Here is an 18,003-nt window from a genome sequence, read left to right as displayed (position 1 = left end):
GGGGCATGGGCGGATCGGCAGGCGAGCAGGACAAGGTACGGGCGGGAGGCATTCTCGGCCGCCTTGCTCGCGATCGCCGCGGCAATACGCTGGCGATGATGGCGATCTCGCTGATCCCGCTCGTCGGCTTGGCCGGATCGGCGATCGACACGGCCCGCGTCTATTATGTGAAGGTGCGCCTCCAGCAGGCGTGCGACGCGGGTGTGCTCGCCGGCCGCAAGTTCATGAACGGCACCGATTTCGACACCAACGCTCAACAGCAGGCGCATGCGTTCTTCGCCAACAATTTCAGGGCCGGGATGATGGGGTCCCAGTCCCCGTCCTTCGTGCCCGTGCGCACGATCGAGAATCAGGTTGCGGGCACGGCCAGCACCACCGTGCCGATGACGTTGATGCGAATGGCCGGTTTTGCGCCGGTCAACATTTCGGTCACTTGCGAAGCGAAGCTGGAAATCCCGAACCTCGACATCATGTTCGTTCTCGACACGACCGGGTCGATGGCGGACACTAATCCGGGCGACAGCACGAACAAGATCACCGGCCTGCGCAACGCCGTCGTCAATTTCTACGACACGGTGGAATCGGCCAAGAAGACCGGCACCCAAGTCCGCTACGGTGCTGTTCCCTACTCTTCCAACGTCAATGTCGGCATGTTGCTGAAACCCGAATGGGTCGTTGATGAATGGACCTACCAATCACGAATTCCCGATGGCACCTCGAATTCCAGTTCGACGTCGACTGACAACAATCCGTACGTATGGGATGGCTGGTCCGGATGGACGAAGGAAAGCGGTGACACCGGCCGACGCATATCGCGTCAACCGGCCGAAAGCTGCGTCCGACCGGGAGACACTTATAAAGAGACGCCGATTGAGTACGGAAACTGGACCGGACCGGCAGACGGCCGGCAGTCCCAGTTCAGTCGATGGACGATTACCGGCAGCAAGTTTTCCGCATCGCTGTCGAACGGCATCTGTACGATTACGGAAGACTGGTTCAGCAACACAGTCCAGACGCGGACCGACTACCGCAAACCGAACCCGAACAAGGGGAAAACGACCACCACCACAACGACAAACTACATCTGGAAATATCAGCCGGTTAGGTATGACGTCAGGCCATTGAAAGGCAGTGGTCCCACAGTCAGTGGTGGCACGATCAGCGTGCAAGTTGGCAATAATCACACATTCCGTGATATCTCCTGGAATTCCTCATCGGGGTGCATTGAAGAACGCCAGACGGTTAAGCAGGACACTTACCCGACGATTCCGGCTGCAGCCTACGACCTTGATGTCGACATGGTCCCGACAACTGATCCGGCAACACAGTGGAAACCGTGGCTGCCTTTCCTGGTGTACGCACGATACGACATAAACAACTGGCAAACCCAAATGGTTAGAACCAGTTCGAATTACCAAAATATCGGCGACTATAATGTCAACGGTAACCGGCTGGCCTATTGCCCCAGTCCGGCCATGAAGCTGCAAGTTACAAACCGCGGAAACCTCGTTAGCTATGTGAAGCAACTGCAGGTTGGCGGCGGCACGTACCACGATATCGGATTTTTGTGGGGTCTTCGCCTCATATCGCCGACTGGCCTATTCGCGAGTGAGAATGCGGCTGCGTCGAACGGAAGCCAAATTTCCCGCCACCTGATCTTCATGACGGATGGTCAGACCGATACCGGGCGGCAGATCTACGAGGCGTACGGCCTGTCCGCGCTCGACCAGCGTCGCACCAACGGCATGCCGACGGATACGCAACAGAACAACATCGTGGCCAACCGTCTGAGCGCGTTGTGCGACGTCGCGCGCCGCAAGAATATCACCGTCTGGGTCATCGCGTTCGGCACGACCCTCAGCCCGATGCTGGAACAATGCGCCGCCGGCGGCCGGGCGTTTCAGGCGGCGAATACCGCGCAGCTCAATACCGCATTCAGCAACATCGCGGCGCAGATCGCCAAGCTGCGAGTGTCGCGGTGAGGCGGTTCGCGCGAGACCAGCGCGGAGTGACGATCGTCGAATTCGCGCTGGTGGCGCCGGTAATGCTGCTGTTGCTGATGGGCCTGTTCGACCTGTGCTACCGCGCCTATGCCCAGTCGATCCTGACCGGTGCAGTGCAGGCAGCAGGCCGTCGCGGAACGTTGGAAGGCAATTCCTCCACGACCGCCACCGCCGCGCTGGACGAAGCCGTCATCCGCCAGATGCGTGCCGTCGCGAACAACCTGACCTGGTCCAGCAGCCGCAAATTCTATCGCAGCTATTCGAACATCAGCGCCGAGCCGTTCGACGACGCCAACCACAACAACCAATATGACCCTGGCGAATGCTACAGCGACATCAACAACAACAATCGCTGGGACACCGATCCGGGCAATAGCGGCCAGGGCGGCGCCAACGACATCACCGTCTATACGATGACCGTCACCTACCCCCGGTTGTTCCCCCTGACCGGCTTCATGGGCCTGCCTACAACGCAGGAAATCAGCGCCAGCACGCGTTTGAAGAACCAGCCCTATGGCTCGCAAGCGGCCGATGCGCCGGAAACGAGGTGCGGATGATACGCTACCGAAACTGGCTCGATGCGTGGCGGCGCGACCGTCGCGGCGTCGCGCTGATGGAATTCGCCCTGTCGCTGCCGGTGATACTGCCGATCGGGCTGTACGCGGTCGAACTGTCCAACTTCGGCTTGCAGCAACTGCGCCTTAGCCAGGCAACGCTCACCCTGTCCGACAATATTTCGCGCGTCGGTGTCGACACCACCATGGCGACGCAGCAGCTTCGCGAAGTCGACGTGAACGAGGTGATCGAAGGGCTGCGCCGGCAGACCGAGAATTTCCGGCTGACCACCAACGGCCGCGTGACCATCTCCAGCCTGGAGACGAAGAACGGCACGCAATGGATTCACTGGCAACGGTGCGTCGGACTGAAGCGCGGCGCGGGCTATGACTCCAGCTACGGCCGCGAGGGAGACGGGGGCGCGGCGGGGACGTCGTTCCATGGCATGGGCAACCCGGCCCAGCCGGTCACCGCACCGGAAGGTGCGGCGGTGATCTTCGTCGAGATCAATTACGACTATCAGCCGCTGATCTCGCCCTACTTCCTCGGCAGCCGGAAGTTGCAGCAGACCGCGTCCTACATCGTTCGCGACAATCGCGAACTGGCGGTAGGGGTCACCGATCCAGCGCCCCGCGCCGACGAACGCATGACCTGCGACCGCTACACCACCTGACCGGCGCCGCTTCGCCAAGCGGATCAACGAAAACGGGCTCCCTTCCTCGCGAAGGGAGCCCGTTCCGCATCGGGACGACCGCCGGACCCATCGCCCGGCGCAATTGCCGATTACTTGTAGGTGACCTTCTTCACCGCCTCGACCACCTTGTCGCTGGTGATCAGCGCCAGCTTTTCGAGGTTGGCGGCATAGGGCAGCGGCACGTCTTCGTTGGTGACGCGCAGCACCGGGGCGTCGAGGTCGTCGAAGCCCTGCTCCATCACCACCGCGGCGATTTCCGACGCGATCGAGCAGGTCGGCCAACCTTCCTCGACCACGACCAGGCGGTTGGTCTTCTTCAGCGACTTCAGCACCGTCTTGGTGTCGAGCGGGCGCAGCGTGCGCAGGTCGATCACTTCGGCGTCGATGCCCTCGCCGGCCAGCTTCTCGGCGGCTTCGAGCGCGAGGCCCACGCCGATCGAATAGCTGACGATCGTCACGTCCTTGCCCGGCTTCATGATCCGCGCCTTGCCGATCGGCAGGACGAAATCGTCGAGCTTGGGCACGTCGAACGAACGGCCGTACATCAGTTCGTTTTCTAGAAAGACGACCGGGTCGGTCGAGCGGATCGCGGCCTTCAGCAGCCCCTTCGCATCGGCCGCGTCATAGGGCGCGATCACGATCAGGCCGGGAACGCTGGCGTACCACGGGCCGTAGTTCTGCGAGTGCTGGGCCCCCACGCGGCTCGCCGCACCGTTGGGCCCGCGGAACACGATCGGGCAGCGCATCTGGCCGCCCGACATATAGTTGGTCTTGGCCGCCGAATTGATGATGTGGTCGATCGCCTGCATGGCGAAGTTGAACGTCATGAATTCGATGACCGGGCGCAGGCCGCCCATCGCCGCACCGGTGCCGATGCCGGCAAAGCCGTACTCGGTGATCGGCGTGTCGATGACGCGACGGTCGCCGAATTCGGCGAGCAGACCCTGCGTGACCTTGTACGCGCCCTGATATTCGGCGACTTCCTCGCCCATCACGAACACGCGGTCGTCGGCACGCATTTCCTCGGCCATCGCGTCGCGCAGCGCGTCGCGGACCGTGGTCTTGACCATCTCGGTCCCTTCTGGGATCTCGGGAGCGGTCTCGCCTTCCTGGTCGGCGGCGTCGAACAGCTGGCGCGCGCCGGTCTCGGCGTGCTGCTGCGACGTGCCTTCCGGCGTCGGCGGCGCCTTGTCGTCGTTCTTCTCGTCGGCCTTGGGCGTGGCAACGGCGGCGTCGCCCGCGCGTGCCTCGGTCGGCTGCGCCGACTTGGCCGCGTCGACATCCTCGCCTTCGGCCGCCAGGATCGCGATGACCGCGCCGACCTTCACATTGTCGGTGCCTTCGGCGACCACGATCTTGGCGATCGTGCCCTCATCGACGGCTTCGAATTCCATCGTCGCCTTGTCGGTCTCGATCTCGGCCATGATGTCGCCCGACTTGACCGTGTCGCCTTCCTTGACGAGCCACTTGGCCAGCGTGCCTTCTTCCATCGTGGGCGACAGCGCCGGCATCTTCAGTTCGATCGGCATCTCAGTAGGTCTCCACCAGCACGTCGGTGTACAGTTCTTCCGGGTTCGGCTCGGGCGCGCTTTCGGCAAAGTCGGCGGCTTCGTTGACGACCTTGCGGATGTCCTGCTCGATCGTCTTCAGATCGGCTTCGGTGACGCCGGCGGCTTCCAACTCGCGCTTCAGCCCTTCGATCGGGTCGGACTTGTCGCGGACCGCCTGCACTTCGTCGCGGCTGCGATACTTGGCCGGGTCGGACATCGAGTGGCCGCGATAGCGATAGGTCTTCATCTCGAGGATGATCGGCCCCTTGCCCGCGCGCACCCATTCGAGCGCCGTTTCGGCAGCGCCGCGGCACGCCAGCACGTCCATGCCGTCGACCTGGATGCCCGGAATGCGGAAGCTTTCGCCGCGCTTGTACAGCTGGTCTTCCGACGATGCGCGGTTGACGCTGGTGCCCATGGCATACTGGTTGTTCTCGATCACGAAGATGATCGGGAGCTTCCACAGCTCGGCCATGTTGAACGATTCGTACACCTGGCCCTGGTTCGCGGCGCCATCGCCGAAATAGGCCATGCAGACGCCGCCGTCGTTGCTGTACTTGTGCCCGAACGCGAGACCCGCGCCCAGCGACACCTGCGCACCGACGATGCCGTGGCCGCCATAGAATTTATGCTCGGTCGAGAACATGTGCATCGACCCGCCCTTGCCGCGGCTGATGCCGGCTTCACGCCCGGTCAGTTCGGCCATGATGACCTTGGGATCGATGCCATAGGCGAGCATGTGGCCATGGTCGCGATAGCCGGTGATGACCGAATCCTTGCCGGATTCGAGCGCCGACTGCAGCCCGACGGCGACGGCTTCCTGGCCGATATACAGGTGGCAGAAACCACCGATCAGGCCAAGGCCGTACAATTGCCCCGCCTTCTCCTCGAAACGACGGATCAGCAGCATTTCCTTGTAGAAGGAAAGCAGTTCCTCTTTCGACGCTTCGTACCGCTTTGGCTCCCCCGGCCGTTCGCGATTGGGAATGACGGGTTCGCTGGTGCGGCCTTGCGCCGGTGCTTTTGCCACGGTTCGGATGCCTCGTTCCTGAAAGGATTGGGTTAGGAGCGCCGCCTATGACGCGATTTATCCCCCCGCGCAACCGACGGGGCGCCGCTTACGCTGCGGAAATCAGTCGTCCAGCCGGATTCCGCACCGGGTCCGCGCCGCCTGCTCGCCCGTGATCGGCACGATGAACTCGTCCGGATGGGCGACGTTCAGCTTCCGCCGGACCAGTTCGTCGACCATGTCGGGATCGGCATGGCGCGGATCGAGCAGCTCGACCCGGTTGCGCAGGTCGGCGCGCACCTTTTCCAGACAGGCATATTGCGCCTTCCGCACGGTCAGCTTGCGCTGATAATCGCGATAGGCCAGCACCCCGTTCGGCCCCAATACCGCGTGATAGGCGAAGAATCCCATCACGAGGATCACCAGCGCCGGCCATCCGGCACGCTTGAGCATCTGGCGAAGGGGCGAGGGTCGCGGCATCGCGCGTATGTCGTGTATAGCCCGTTTCCACGCAAGCCGTATGTACAGCGAACCGAGCCGATATGCACCTTCTCCACGATCCCGCCAAGCTGACCGACCCGACCGATTTCGACACGTTCCTGAAGGTCGACATCCGCGTCGGCACCATCCTGTCGGCCGAACCCTATCCCGAAGCCCGCAAGCCGGCGATCAAGCTGCTGATCGATTTCGGGCCGGTGATCGGCCGGAAGAAATCGAGCGCCCAGATCACCGAACATTATGACTGTGAACGGCTGATCGGACGACAGGTCGCCGCGGTGGTCAATTTCCCACCGCGCCAGATCGGCAAGTTCGTGTCCGAGGTGCTGACGCTCGGCTTCCCGGACGAAGCCGGCGCGGTCGTCCTGTTCGCCCCCGACCAGCGCGTCCCGGACGGCGGACGACTGTTCTAGGCAGCGCGCGCGCGCCGCAACGCCAGCGCGAACAGCGCCATGCCGCCGGCGATGTCCCAGCTCAGGATGCGGTCCATGAACCATGCATGTTCCGCGCTGTGCTGCCAGAACAGAACCAGCCACAGCGGCGGCACCAGCAGCGACGCGGCCAGCGCGCCCGCGCGGAACCTCTCCCCCGCCTCCGCCGACAACCGCAACTGCCGATAGCCCCAGCCGCCCGCGACCAGTGCGATCAGCAGCGACCCGAGCACCAGAAGGTGCATGCCCGATGCCATCCCTTCCAGCCCGGCCCAGAGGTGCGTGACGAACTCCGCGGCGCCGACCGCCGTATCGCGCCGAGATGCCTGTTCCAGCCCGACCCGGAACAGCAGCTGATGCTCGATGGCGCCGAACGCCCCGGCCGGAAAGGCCATAGCGACCAGCACCAGCTTGGCGACCATCGTCGTGACCGCCGCCATGCCATAGGCGACCACCGCGTCGATCCAGGCTCGCGGGCTTCCTTCACGCTCCGGCAACGCCAGCGGCACCGCGCCGAGCACGATGGCGAGGCCCAGCGGCAGTCCCCCGGTCAGAAACTCGAACTGGACGGTCAGCGCGCCGAACACCGCCGCCCCGACCGCGACCGCTCGCGCGCCCAGCGGCCGCTCCGCCGATCCGCGCGCCAGGAACAGCAGGAAGGCGAGGAATACCAAGTCCGCCGGCCCATGGCCCAGCGACTGCCCGAACGACTCCAACCCGAACCAGCGTGCGAACACCACGAAGATCGCCAGCCATGCCCCCGCCGCCCGCGCACCGCCGGCCAGCCCCATCAGCGCGTAGCCAATCCCCGCCAAAACCAGCAGCGTCGCCAGCAATTTGTACAGCCCGCGCAGCCCCGCCACCCCCAGCTCCGGGACCAGCCACCGCGCCAGCGTCGTATGGCCATGCAGATACTGGTGATAGAAACGCCGCGGCGGCTCGACCCGTCCTTCGGCAAACCCCTGCAACGTCGCGCAGCTATTGTCGGTGTCGACCGGCACCGATAACGGACTGATCGCGCGCAACCGTGCCGGTGCCCGGTCGTCCATCGCCTGAAACAGGATCAGGCAGTCATTATATTGATGCGATCCGATCTCGGTATTGCCATGCAGCCAGCTTGCATCGGCATCCAGCGCCCCATGGGCAAAGGCCGCCACGACCGGCTGCACCAAGCTGTTCCGGTCGACGCTCAGGCTGGCCATCGCCATCCATTGGAACAGCCCGAAGATCGCCAGCGCCAAGGCGACGGCAACCACGGCCGCGCGGACGACACAGTACCGCCACCCTTCGGCCGGCGGGAAAAGCGGATCGCGGTCGCTCGGATCGGTCATCCCCACCCGCCTAGCGGTATCGAAGCTACGAACCGGTTAACCACGACCCGTTCAGCGTCCAGCCACCTTGCGTCGCCGATCGTTGCGCACAGGGAACGACAGGGAGGGGAAACATGCGGATCGGGATCGGCTTGGCGGCGCTGTTGCTCGGCGGATGCACGCTGGCGACGATGGAAGGGTTCGACACGATCGCGCCGCAGGGCGAACGCATCGGCCTGACCGGTATCCCCGGCTGGCAGGACGGCAGCTTCCGCCTCGGCACCGCGGAGGGCCATGTGCGGCGGCGCGCACTCGGCGCGACCCGTGAATGGGGCGACGATCCGTGGGGTGAGGTGACGCAGGCTGTGATCGAACGCACCGGCACGCTCCGCTTCGACGTGTCGGGCACGGAGGTTGGTGGCCGGATCGAGGGCCGCTGCCGCTATGGCCGGATGGAGGTCCAGCAACGCAGCGGCCCGCTGAGCGTCAGCGAACCCGCCCGCCCGCTGCGCCTCGCCTGCGCCTATCGCTTCGACGGGCGCGACGCGGGCGGCATGGACCTGTCGGGCGTGCTGCCGGTCGGCCCGACGCTCGCCGAACCCCGGCTGGGCACGGTCGATCTCGACGGCACCGAACTGACCGTCGAATCCCGCCACGCGATGACCGGCGTGCGCCATCCGGCCGAACAGCCGATCGGCTACATCGTGTCGAACGCCGCCGGACAGGCGGTCGGCGCGATCGAAACCAACGGCACCGGAAGCCGGCGACTGGTCCTGCCCCGCGCCCCGGCCGAACGTCGCACCGCCATCGCCGCGCTGGTCACGCTCGGGCTGTTCTGGGACCCGGGCGATATCGACTAGGATCGCCGTCAGTCACCCGCCACGGCGGGCGGCGAGGCGCTGACCGGTCCGAGCCAGTAGCTGCCGTCATAGCCCGGGTCGCGCGTCGCGCCCGGCAACGGCTGGAGCGTGATGAACGGCGCGCGGTCGATCGTCGCATCGCCCCGCAGCGGATGGCCCGCACAGTCCATCATCTCCCGCGTCAGCGGCGTCCCGGGCGACGGCTTTATGCCTTCGCGCAGCTGGCAGCTCCAGGACGCCCCGCCCGCCGTCGCCATATCGAGCGAGACGACCGTCCCAGCGGGAGCGAGTTGCATTGCCATCGGACGGAATGTCGCCGCCTGCCGTTCGACCGGCTGCTTGCGCGCGTGAAGATTGCCGACCAGTACCAGCACGCGGTCATAGCGTCCGGCATTGGCAGCGTTGCGGATATTCTCGGCCTGCGCCGCTTCGTGCGGCCCCTGCCCCGGCTGATCGGCGAATTTCGTCCGTTGTGTCGCATCGCGGGCGCCGTTGAACGCGACCACTGCGATCGGTCGGCCGGCATCTTTCAGCGCATGGAGCCGCACGAGCATGTCGCGCATCGCGACGCTGCCGACGCCGTCATTCTGTCCGGCCCAGCCATTCTTGACCAATGCCGCCGGAAACTGCTTATGGGGCACCAGCCACGCTACCTGCAACGCGGCGTCGTGGATGGATCCCAGCTCCACCGCGACCAGCGCCCGTTCACCGCGCATCGCCAGCGCGCAGGCGAGATTGCCGATGAACGCCGGCGACTGCTGCGTGCCATGAATTTCGCCAAACACGACGTAGCGCGGATCGCTGCGCACCACCTGCGCCCATCCGTCCGGGATGCGGCATTCCTCAGCCGGACGAGCCATCGTGGGGACGGCGACCGTCAGACCGCCGACCATCGCGGCAAGGACAAGAGGCATGCGCATGCCGACAACCTATCGCGTGACCTTTCAGTCGCAACCGGAAAGCGCTCCGATCGATCGGCCATGAAAATGGGGCGCCGGCTCGCACCGACGCCCCCTTCCCCACAGGCTGCCGATTAGCGCAGGATCGAACGCCCCGCATAGCGCGCCGCGCCGGCCAGCTCTTCCTCGATCCGGATCAGCTGGTTGTACTTGGCAAGCCGGTCCGACCGCGCGAGCGAGCCGGTCTTGATCTGGCCGCAGTTGGTCGCGACCGCCAGGTCGGCGATGGTCGAGTCCTCGGTCTCGCCCGAACGGTGCGACATGACGGCGGTGTAGCGGTTGCGATGCGCCAGGTTCACCGCCTCCAGCGTCTCGGTCAGCGTGCCGATCTGGTTGACCTTCACCAGCAGCGAGTTGGCAAGGCCCTGCTCCAGACCCATCGCCAGCCGCTTTGGATTGGTCACGAACAGATCGTCGCCGACCAGCTGCACCTTGTCGCCGATCTTGTCGGTAAGCGCCTTCCAGCCTTCGAAATCGTCTTCCGACATGCCGTCCTCGATCGACAGGATCGGATAACGCGCCGCAAGATCGGCAAGGTAATCGGCCATTTCGTGAGGGGAGAGCGACTTGCCCTCGCCGACCATCTCATAGCGGCCGCCCTTGAAAAATTCGGTCGCGGCGCAGTCGAGCGCCAGCATGACGTCCTCGCCCGGCTTGTACCCGGCACGCTCGATGCTCGCCATGATGAAGTCGAGCGCGTCGATCGTGCTGTTCAGCGCCGGCGCGAAGCCGCCCTCGTCGCCGACCGAGGTGGCAAGGCCCTTTTCCGACAGGCCCTTCTTCAGCGTGTGAAAGATTTCCGAACCGCAGCGGACCGCTTCGGCGATGCTCTCGGCACCGACCGGCATCACCATGAATTCCTGGAAATCGATCGGGTTGTCGGCATGTTCGCCGCCATTGATGATGTTCATCATCGGCACCGGCAACAGATGCGCCGACACGCCGCCGACATAGCGATACAGCGGCAGCCCGCGCGCATCCGCCGCCGCCTTCGCCACCGCCAGGCTGACGCCCAGGATCGCGTTCGCGCCCAGACGACCCTTGTTGTCGGTGCCGTCCAGCTGGATCATCGCCTCGTCGATGTCGCTCTGGTCCTCGGCATCCATGCCCAGCACGGCTTCGGCGATGTCGCCGTTCACCGCCTCGACCGCGGCCAGCACGCCCTTGCCCAGATAGACCGACTTGTCGCCATCACGCTTCTCGACGGCTTCGTGCGCGCCGGTCGACGCGCCCGACGGGACCGCGGCCCGGCCGAAGCTGCCGTCCTCCAACAGCACATCGACCTCGACGGTCGGGTTGCCGCGGCTGTCGAGGATCTGGCGGCCATGCACCTGGATGATTGCGGTCACGTAACGACTCCTTCTATTGTCGCGCGAAGCGGCTTGGTCGCGGCCCCTCTATCCATTCGGCCCGCTGCCCGCAAATCCTCTGCGGACCACGGAACCGCCGCACCGCGACATGGTTTTCCTACCGAAACGACGAAAGGATTCGTTATGACCGACTTTAATCGGACCGGTATCTCGCCGACGACCAGCGACAACAGCGTCGTGCTCGACACCGACCTGTCACCCGTGACGGGCAGCACCACCACCACGACCGACACCGTCGGCGGCGCCAAGCAGACGCTGAAGGATGAAGCGTCGAAGCTGTCGGCCAAGGCGACCGACAAGGCGCGCAGCCTCGCCGATGAAGGCAAGGCACGCGCCACCGGCGCGCTCGACGAATTCTCGAAGCTGATGGAAGACGCCGCCGGCACCGTCGATGAAAAGCTCGGTGAACAGTATGGCCAGTACGCCCGCTCGGCCGCGAAGGCGATTTCGGGCTTTTCGGACGGCCTGCGCGGCAAGGAGGTCGAGGACCTGCTCGCCGATGCCAGCGACTTCGTGCGCAAGAGCCCGGCGATCGCGATCGGCACCGCCGCCGCGCTCGGCTTCGTGCTGGCGCGCATCGTGAAGGCCGGCGTCGATACCGACACCACCCCGTCGACCAAGGGCTGAGCCCGATCATGGGGGACGAGGGACTGGGAACGGTCGTCACCCGCGTCGTCGACGATGCCAAGGCCTATGCCCAGGCGGAGGTGACGTTGTGGAAGACGGTCGCCAGCACGCGCGGGTCGCAGGCCGGCATCGCCGCCGGGCTGGCGGCGGGCGCGGTGGTCATCGCGCTGTCGGCGGTAACCGCGCTGCTCGTCGGCGCGATCCTGTCGCTTCGGCCGGTCATGGGGCCGGGCTGGGCGACGTTGCTGGTCGTCGTCGTCGCGCTGGCCATCGCCGGCCTGCTGGCCAAGATGGCGCTGTCCGGCCTCAAGCGGGTCACCGCACCGCTGGGAGACAAGCATTGATCCCGCCCTCGCTCGCCGCCGCGCAGGCCGACGTCCTCGTCAAGCGCGCCCGGCTGAAGGCCAGCCTTGCCGAGGCGAAGCATCGCCTGTCACCCGCCACCATCGCCTCGGGCGTCGCCGACGACCTGCGCGACAAGGCGGAAGAAGGCGTCGCCATCGTCCGCGAACGGCCCGGCGTCGCTGCCGGTGTCGCGACCGGCATCGTCGCGCTGCTCGCCCGCAAGCGGATCATGGGCCTGTTCCGCAAGGCTCCTCCACCCCCGCCGCCGCCCCTGCCCCCGACCGCCCCGACAAAGGAATAGTATCATGAGCGAACTCAAGACCGCCCCGACCGCGACCACCACCGGCACGATCGACACGATCAAGGACAAGGCCGCGACCGCCGCCCACGCCACCAGCGACGCCGCGCACGACGCCGCCAAGCGCGCCTCCGAAGTCGCCCATGACGCGAGCCAGCGCGCGGCCGATACGATCGAGGCGAACCCGCTCGCCGTCCTCGCGGGCGGCCTGGCGCTCGGCGCCGTCGTCGGCGCGCTGCTGCCGCGCACCGCACAGGAGACCAAGGCGCTCGCCCCGCTCGGCAAGAAGCTGTCGGCCGCCGCCACCGCCGCCGCGACGACCGCCCGCGACGTGGGCAAGGAACAGCTCGCCGCCGCGCTGCCCAGCAAGGACGGCGCGAAGGAACAGCTGCGTTCGGTCTTCTCGAACGTGGTACAGGCCGCGACCGACAGCGGGAAAAGCGCCATCAAGGGCTGATCCGCATCGCGGTCCGCAACTTATGGGTTGAAGGGTGCGCCCCGTTCGCTATGCGACGGGGCGTATCCTTTTTTGCACTGCGGGAACGACCATGAGCAAACTCCACCTCGTCTTCGGCGGCCGCGTCTCCGATCCGCGCACGCTCGACTTCGCCGACCTGAAGGCGATCGACGTCGTCGGCATCTTTGGCGACTATGCCAGCGCCGAAAAGGCATGGCGCGCCGCGGCACAGCGGACCGTCGACGATGCCGAGATGAAATATGTGGTGGTCCACCTTCACCGCCTGCTCGAGCCGGAACTGCCGGCGGCGTAAGGGGTCTCGCTACCCTACCCGTTCAGTTCGAGCAGCTTCGAGCGAAGTCGAGAAGCGTCCGTCGAGAACCCGGTCGTTTGAAGCACCCCCTTCTCGACTTTGGTTCTCGACAGGCTCGAACCTACGCTCGAAGCAAACGGGATTGGCAGTAGGGTGAAGGGCGAAGCCTAACCCTCTCCGCGACGCCCGCCCCAGCGCCACACCAACAACGGCCGCAACAGCACCATCCCGGCAATAAACCCGCCGACATGCGCCGCGCCGGCGATCGGCATCTCGCTGCCCGCGCTCGACCAGCCGATGAACAGGTTCAGCGCGGTCCAGAAGACGCCCAGCCAGATCGCATGGACCACATGCGCCGGGATCGGTCCGATCGGCTTGGCCTTCCCCCCGCCGAACAGCAGCGCATAGGCCCCGATCAATGCGGAGATCGCGCCGCTCGCCCCGATCATCGGCGCGGGTGATGTCGGCCCGGCCAGCCACTGTGCCGCGATCGACGCATAGGCCCCGACCAGCAGCAGTACCAGGACGCCACGCAACCCCACCGCGCGCTGCGTCGGCGTACCCACGATCGCCAGGCTCAGCAGGTTGAACGCCAGATGCAGCCACCCGTCATGGATGAACGCCGCGGTGATCGGCGTCAGCCACACCGGAAAGAACGAGGCGAACCCCTCGATCGACGCCGGGTCGCTCGTCATCCGCAACGGTACGAAGCCCGCCGCGATCGACGCGCTCCACACGCCACCGGTAAGGATCAGCCACCCGCTGACGATCGCAATCAGCCCGCCGATCGTCAGGATCGCCGGTGACGGACGCCGTTCGAACATGGCGGCTTAGATGAACTCGATCTTCGAAATCTGATAATAACGGTCGCCCGACGGCACCGTCACCTCGACATCGTCGTCGACCTTGCGCCCGATCAGCGCGCGGCCCATCGGCGAATTGTACGAGATGCGACCCGACTTGGCGTCCGCCTCGGTCTGGCCGACGATCTGATAGGTGATCGCCTTGTCGTCCTCGTCGAGCAGCGTCACGGTCGCGCCGAACACGACCTTGTCGCCCGACAGGTCCTTCGGATCGATCACCTGCGCGCGGGACAGCTTGTCCTCGATATCGGCGATCGACGCCTCGATCTGACCCTGCCGTTCCTTCGCCGCATGATATTCGGCATTTTCCGACAGGTCGCCATGGGCGCGCGCTTCCTCGATCGCGTCGATGATCTGCGGCCGTTCCACCTTCAGCTGCTTGAGGTGCGCCGTCAGGCGATCATAGCCCTCCTGCAACATCGGCATCTTTTCGACCGTCGCCATCGCGCGCGCGTCCCTTTTGTCATTACCCCCGCCACACGGACGGGCCTCCCTGCCCGTCCGCGCGCAACATTCCGCTGATGGGGATCAGTTGTGCGATTGCGAATAATAGGACTGCAACGGCCGCACTTCAAGGGACCGGGCACCCAGCGCCTGAATGGCTTGCGCCACAGCGACGCTCGCCGGCGCCGTGGTGAAATAGGGCACCTTCTGCGACTGCGCCGACGCGCGGATCGATTCGGAGTCCTTCAGCGACTGCCACCCTTCGGTGGTGTTGAAGATCATCGCGATATCGCCGTCGAAGATCTTGTCGACGATATGCGGACGACCCTGCGCCACCTTGTTTACACGCTCGACCGGCACGCCGTTCTCGGCAAGATAATCGGCGGTTCCGCTGGTCGCGACGATCCTGAAGCCCAGCTCGACCAGTAACTGCACGCCCGGCAGGATCACCGGCTTGTCGCTTGATTTCACCGACACGAACACCGTGCCGCTCTTGGGCAGGACGATGTTCGCGCCCATCTGTGCCTTGGCGAAAGCCGTGGCGAAATCGCTGTCGATCCCCATGACTTCGCCGGTCGACTTCATTTCCGGCGACAACACCGGATCGACGCCGGGGAAGCGGCCCCACGGGAATACCGCTTCCTTGACCGCGACGTGATCGATGTCCCGATCGATAGTCGGCAGGGTGGCCAGCTTCTCGCCCGCCATCACCCGCGCCGCGATTTTGGCGACCGGCGTGCCGATCGCCTTGGCGACGAACGGCACCGTGCGGCTGGCGCGCGGATTGACCTCGATCAGATAGACCTTGCCGTCCTTGACCGCGAACTGGATGTTCATCAGCCCCTTCACGCTCAACGCCTTGGCCAGCGCCACCGTCTGCCGCTCGATCTCGGCGATGACGTCGGCGCCCAGCGAATAGGGCGGCATCGAACACGCGCTGTCGCCCGAATGGACGCCCGCTTCCTCGATATGCTGCAGCACGCCGGCGACCACGACATCGTCGCCATCGGCGATCGCATCGACATCGACTTCGATCGCGTCGCGCAGATACTGGTCGATCAAAACGGGGGAGTCCCCCGACACCTGCACCGCCGTTTGGATATAGTCGTCGAGCTGCTGGAGCGAGTCGACGATCTCCATCGCGCGTCCGCCCAGCACATAGCTCGGCCGCATCAGCACCGGATAGCCGATCCGCTCGGCGATCACCGCCGCCTCGTCGCGGCTGCGTGCCAGGCCGTTGGCCGGCTGGAGTAGGCCCAGCGACGTGACCAGATCGGCGAACCGCTCGCGATCCTCGGCCAGGTCGATTGAATCCGGCGTGGTGCCCAGGATCGGGATACCGGCCGCTTCCAGCGCGCGGGCGAGGTTCAGCGGCGTCTGCCCGCCGAACTGCACGATCACCCCGACCAGCTCACCCTTCGACGCCTCGACATGCAGGATTTCCAGCACGTCCTCGGCGGTCAGCGGTTCGAAATACAACCGGTCCGACGTGTCGTAATCGGTCGATACCGTTTCCGGGTTGCAGTTGACCATGATGGTCTCGAACCCGGCATCGCTCAGCGCGAAGCACGCATGGCAGCAGCAATAATCGAACTCGATCCCCTGCCCGATCCGGTTCGGCCCGCCGCCCAGGATGACGATCTTCTTGCGATCCGACGGCTGGCTCTCGTCCTCCGGCTCGCCGAAGGTCGGCGCTTCGTAGGTCGAGTACATATACGGCGTCTTCGCCTCGAACTCGGCGGCGCAGGTGTCGATCCGCTTGAATACCGGCCGCACGCCCAGCTTGTGCCGATGTTGACGCACCTCGTCCTCGGTCACGCCGCCGGTCATCATCTTGACGACCTCGTGGATCAGGCCGGACCCGCGCTGGATACCGCGTTCCATGCCGCGCAGATTGGCCGATTGCAGCGCCAGCCATGCCAGACGCTTGTCCGAAAAGCCCATTGCCTTCAGGCGACGCATCCCCGCCGCGTCCTGCGGCAGGCCGTTGGTGCAAACTTCGCTTTCGGCCGCGACGATTTCCGCCATGCGTTCGAGGAACCACGGGTCGTATTTGGCGATGGCGTGCACTTCGGCGACGGTGAAGCCTTCGCGCAGCGCCTGCGCCGCGACCAGCAGCCGGTCGGGCGTGGCGACGGCCAAAGCCGCCTCGATCTCCGCACGCGGCGCGCCGACCAGCCGGTCGACCTGGTTGAAGCCCGACAGCCCGGTCTCGAGGCCGCGCAGCGCCTTCTGCATCGATTCATGGATGTTGCGGCCGATGGCCATGACCTCGCCGACCGACTTCATCGCCGTCGACAGCACCGCCTGCGACCCCTTGAACTTCTCGAAGGCGAAGCGCGGAATCTTGGTGACGACATAATCGATCGTCGGTTCGAACGACGCCGGCGTAGCACCAGTGATGTCGTTGGTGATCTCGTCGAGCGTATAGCCGACCGCCAGCTTCGCCGCGACCTTCGCGATCGGAAAGCCCGTGGCCTTCGACGCCAGCGCCGACGACCGCGACACGCGCGGGTTCATCTCGATGACGATCAGGCGGCCGTCCTTCGGATTGACCGCGAACTGTACGTTCGAACCCCCTGTTTCCACACCGATTTCCCGGAGAACCGCGATCGATGCGTTGCGCATGATCTGGTATTCCTTGTCGGTCAGTGTCAGCGCCGGGGCGACCGTGATCGAATCTCCGGTGTGCACGCCCATCGGATCGACATTCTCGATCGAACATACGATGATGGCATTGTCCGCACGGTCGCGGACCACCTCCATCTCATATTCCTTCCACCTTAGCAGCGATTCCTCGATCAGCACCTCGGTGGTCGGCGACGCGTCCAGCCCTTCGCGGACGATCTTCAGAAACTCGTCGCGGTTATAGGCGACGCCGCCGCCGGTCCCGCCCAGCGTGAAAGACGGGCGGATGATCGCCGGCAGCCCGACATGCTCCAACCCGGCCAGCGCCTCCGCCTCGCTATGCGCGATATGGCTGCGCGCGGATTCGAGGCCGATCTTCTCCATCGCGACCTTGAACTTCTGACGGTCCTCGGCCTTGTCGATCGCCTCCGCATCGGCGCCGATCATCTGCACGCCGAACTTTTCCAGCGTGCCGTCATTGGCCAGCGCCAGCGCGGTGTTCAGCGCCGTCTGCCCGCCCATCGTCGGCAGCACCGCATCGGGGCGCTCCTTCTCGATGATCTTGGCCACGACCGCCGGGGTGATCGGCTCGACATAGGTCGCGTCGGCCAGTTCCGGATCGGTCATGATCGTCGCGGGGTTGGAGTTGACGAGGACGATGCGATAGCCCTCCTCCTTCAACGCCTTGATCGCCTGCACGCCCGAATAATCGAACTCGCAAGCCTGGCCGATGACGATCGGCCCCGCGCCGATGACGAGGATGGACGAAATGTCGGTGCGTTTTGGCAT

The 18,003-nt window shown here is 65.2% G+C and carries 19 protein-coding genes; 10 read left to right on the top strand and 9 right to left on the bottom strand.

Going from position 1 to position 18,003, the window contains the following annotated elements:
- Nucleotides 1–5: 5 nt before the first annotated feature.
- From AVT10_RS01570 to AVT10_RS01560, 3 genes are read left to right on the top strand one after another with little or no spacing between them, the layout of a single operon-like run.
- A complete protein-coding gene (locus AVT10_RS01570; RefSeq protein ID WP_066687416.1) occupies nt 6–1,982 on the top strand; it encodes a TadE/TadG family type IV pilus assembly protein in 1,977 nt (658 codons plus the stop codon).
- Between the two features lie 26 nt (nt 1,983–2,008).
- Nucleotides 2,009–2,560 carry a TadE/TadG family type IV pilus assembly protein gene (locus AVT10_RS01565; protein ID WP_066687410.1) on the top strand — a complete coding sequence of 184 codons (552 nt, stop codon included), beginning with the start codon at nt 2,009–2,011 and terminating at the stop codon, nt 2,558–2,560.
- A complete protein-coding gene (locus AVT10_RS01560; RefSeq protein WP_066687407.1) occupies nt 2,557–3,231 on the top strand; it encodes a TadE/TadG family type IV pilus assembly protein in 675 nt (224 codons plus the stop codon). Before AVT10_RS01565 ends, AVT10_RS01560 begins: the two co-directional genes overlap by 4 nt.
- Before the next feature lie 110 nt (nt 3,232–3,341).
- On the opposite strand, the gene AVT10_RS01555 is transcribed toward AVT10_RS01560, so the two are convergent.
- The 3 genes from AVT10_RS01555 to AVT10_RS01545 form a co-directional block, all read right to left on the bottom strand.
- The gene (locus tag AVT10_RS01555; RefSeq protein ID WP_066687404.1) at nt 3,342–4,781 is read right to left on the bottom strand and encodes a pyruvate dehydrogenase complex E1 component subunit beta; all 1,440 of its coding nucleotides are present in this window, start codon (nt 4,779–4,781) and stop codon (nt 3,342–3,344) included.
- 1 nt (nt 4,782) lies between these two features.
- Nucleotides 4,783–5,832 carry a pyruvate dehydrogenase (acetyl-transferring) E1 component subunit alpha gene (pdhA, locus tag AVT10_RS01550; RefSeq protein ID WP_066687398.1) on the bottom strand — a complete coding sequence of 350 codons (1,050 nt, stop codon included), beginning with the start codon at nt 5,830–5,832 and terminating at the stop codon, nt 4,783–4,785.
- Nucleotides 5,833–5,934: 102 nt separating this feature from the next.
- On the bottom strand, nt 5,935–6,291 hold the full coding sequence (locus AVT10_RS01545) for an FtsB family cell division protein (RefSeq protein WP_066687393.1): 357 nt from the start codon (nt 6,289–6,291) through the stop codon (nt 5,935–5,937).
- 62 nt (nt 6,292–6,353) lie between these two features.
- On the opposite strand from AVT10_RS01545, the gene AVT10_RS01540 reads away from it, so the two are divergent.
- Nucleotides 6,354–6,722: a tRNA-binding protein gene (locus AVT10_RS01540; protein ID WP_066687391.1), complete on the top strand. Its 369-nt coding sequence runs from the start codon at nt 6,354–6,356 to the stop codon at nt 6,720–6,722.
- Here the strand turns inward: AVT10_RS01540 and AVT10_RS01535 are convergent.
- Entirely contained in the window at nt 6,719–8,071 is a 1,353-nt protein-coding gene (locus tag AVT10_RS01535; protein ID WP_066687389.1) for a hypothetical protein, read from the bottom strand. The two genes, AVT10_RS01540 and AVT10_RS01535, sit on opposite strands and share 4 nt — an antisense overlap.
- Before the next feature lie 113 nt (nt 8,072–8,184).
- Here AVT10_RS01535 and AVT10_RS01530 point away from each other — a divergent pair, with 113 nt between their 5' ends.
- Nucleotides 8,185–8,910 (top strand): hypothetical protein, encoded by a 726-nt coding sequence (locus tag AVT10_RS01530; RefSeq protein WP_066687386.1) that lies wholly within the window; start codon nt 8,185–8,187, stop codon nt 8,908–8,910.
- Between the two features lie 8 nt (nt 8,911–8,918).
- Here the strand turns inward: AVT10_RS01530 and AVT10_RS01525 are convergent, their stop codons facing one another.
- Nucleotides 8,919–9,830 (bottom strand): hypothetical protein, encoded by a 912-nt coding sequence (locus AVT10_RS01525; protein WP_066687384.1) that lies wholly within the window; start codon nt 9,828–9,830, stop codon nt 8,919–8,921.
- Between the two features lie 113 nt (nt 9,831–9,943).
- Nucleotides 9,944–11,218 (bottom strand): phosphopyruvate hydratase, encoded by a 1,275-nt coding sequence (eno, locus tag AVT10_RS01520; RefSeq protein WP_066687378.1) that lies wholly within the window; start codon nt 11,216–11,218, stop codon nt 9,944–9,946.
- 144 nt (nt 11,219–11,362) lie between these two features.
- Here eno and AVT10_RS01515 point away from each other — a divergent pair, with 144 nt between their 5' ends.
- The 5 genes from AVT10_RS01515 (at nt 11,363) to AVT10_RS01495 (ending at nt 13,279) form a co-directional block, all read left to right on the top strand.
- Nucleotides 11,363–11,866: a hypothetical protein gene (locus AVT10_RS01515; protein ID WP_126015163.1), complete on the top strand. Its 504-nt coding sequence runs from the start codon at nt 11,363–11,365 to the stop codon at nt 11,864–11,866.
- A gap of 8 nt (nt 11,867–11,874) precedes the next feature.
- Nucleotides 11,875–12,210 carry a phage holin family protein gene (locus tag AVT10_RS01510; RefSeq protein ID WP_066687376.1) on the top strand — a complete coding sequence of 112 codons (336 nt, stop codon included), beginning with the start codon at nt 11,875–11,877 and terminating at the stop codon, nt 12,208–12,210.
- Nucleotides 12,207–12,512, top strand: a complete 306-nt coding sequence (locus tag AVT10_RS01505) for a hypothetical protein (RefSeq protein WP_066687375.1) — start codon at nt 12,207–12,209, stop codon at nt 12,510–12,512. Before AVT10_RS01510 ends, AVT10_RS01505 begins: the two co-directional genes overlap by 4 nt.
- Before the next feature lie 4 nt (nt 12,513–12,516).
- Nucleotides 12,517–12,966: a hypothetical protein gene (locus AVT10_RS01500; protein WP_066687373.1), complete on the top strand. Its 450-nt coding sequence runs from the start codon at nt 12,517–12,519 to the stop codon at nt 12,964–12,966.
- Nucleotides 12,967–13,057: 91 nt separating this feature from the next.
- Nucleotides 13,058–13,279, top strand: a complete 222-nt coding sequence (locus tag AVT10_RS01495) for a DUF4170 domain-containing protein (protein WP_066687371.1) — start codon at nt 13,058–13,060, stop codon at nt 13,277–13,279.
- Between the two features lie 167 nt (nt 13,280–13,446).
- On the opposite strand, the gene AVT10_RS01490 is transcribed toward AVT10_RS01495, so the two are convergent.
- The 3 genes from AVT10_RS01490 to carB all read right to left on the bottom strand — a co-directional run bounded on the left by AVT10_RS01490 (nt 13,447) and on the right by carB (nt 18,003).
- On the bottom strand, nt 13,447–14,103 hold the full coding sequence (locus tag AVT10_RS01490; protein WP_066687370.1) for a rhomboid family intramembrane serine protease: 657 nt from the start codon (nt 14,101–14,103) through the stop codon (nt 13,447–13,449).
- A 6-nt stretch (nt 14,104–14,109) separates the two neighbouring features.
- Entirely contained in the window at nt 14,110–14,586 is a 477-nt protein-coding gene (gene greA / locus AVT10_RS01485; protein WP_066687369.1) for a transcription elongation factor GreA, read from the bottom strand.
- A gap of 84 nt (nt 14,587–14,670) precedes the next feature.
- Complete coding sequence (gene carB, locus AVT10_RS01480) at nt 14,671–18,003, bottom strand: carbamoyl-phosphate synthase large subunit (protein WP_066687368.1); 3,333 nt, start codon at nt 18,001–18,003, stop codon at nt 14,671–14,673.

The sequence above is a fragment of the Sphingomonas hankookensis genome, assembly GCF_001619955.1.
GTDB lineage: Bacteria > Pseudomonadota > Alphaproteobacteria > Sphingomonadales > Sphingomonadaceae > Sphingomonas > Sphingomonas hankookensis_A.
The sequence above is the reverse complement of the archived record's forward strand: the minus strand, read 5'-3'. Positions and strand labels throughout refer to the sequence as shown.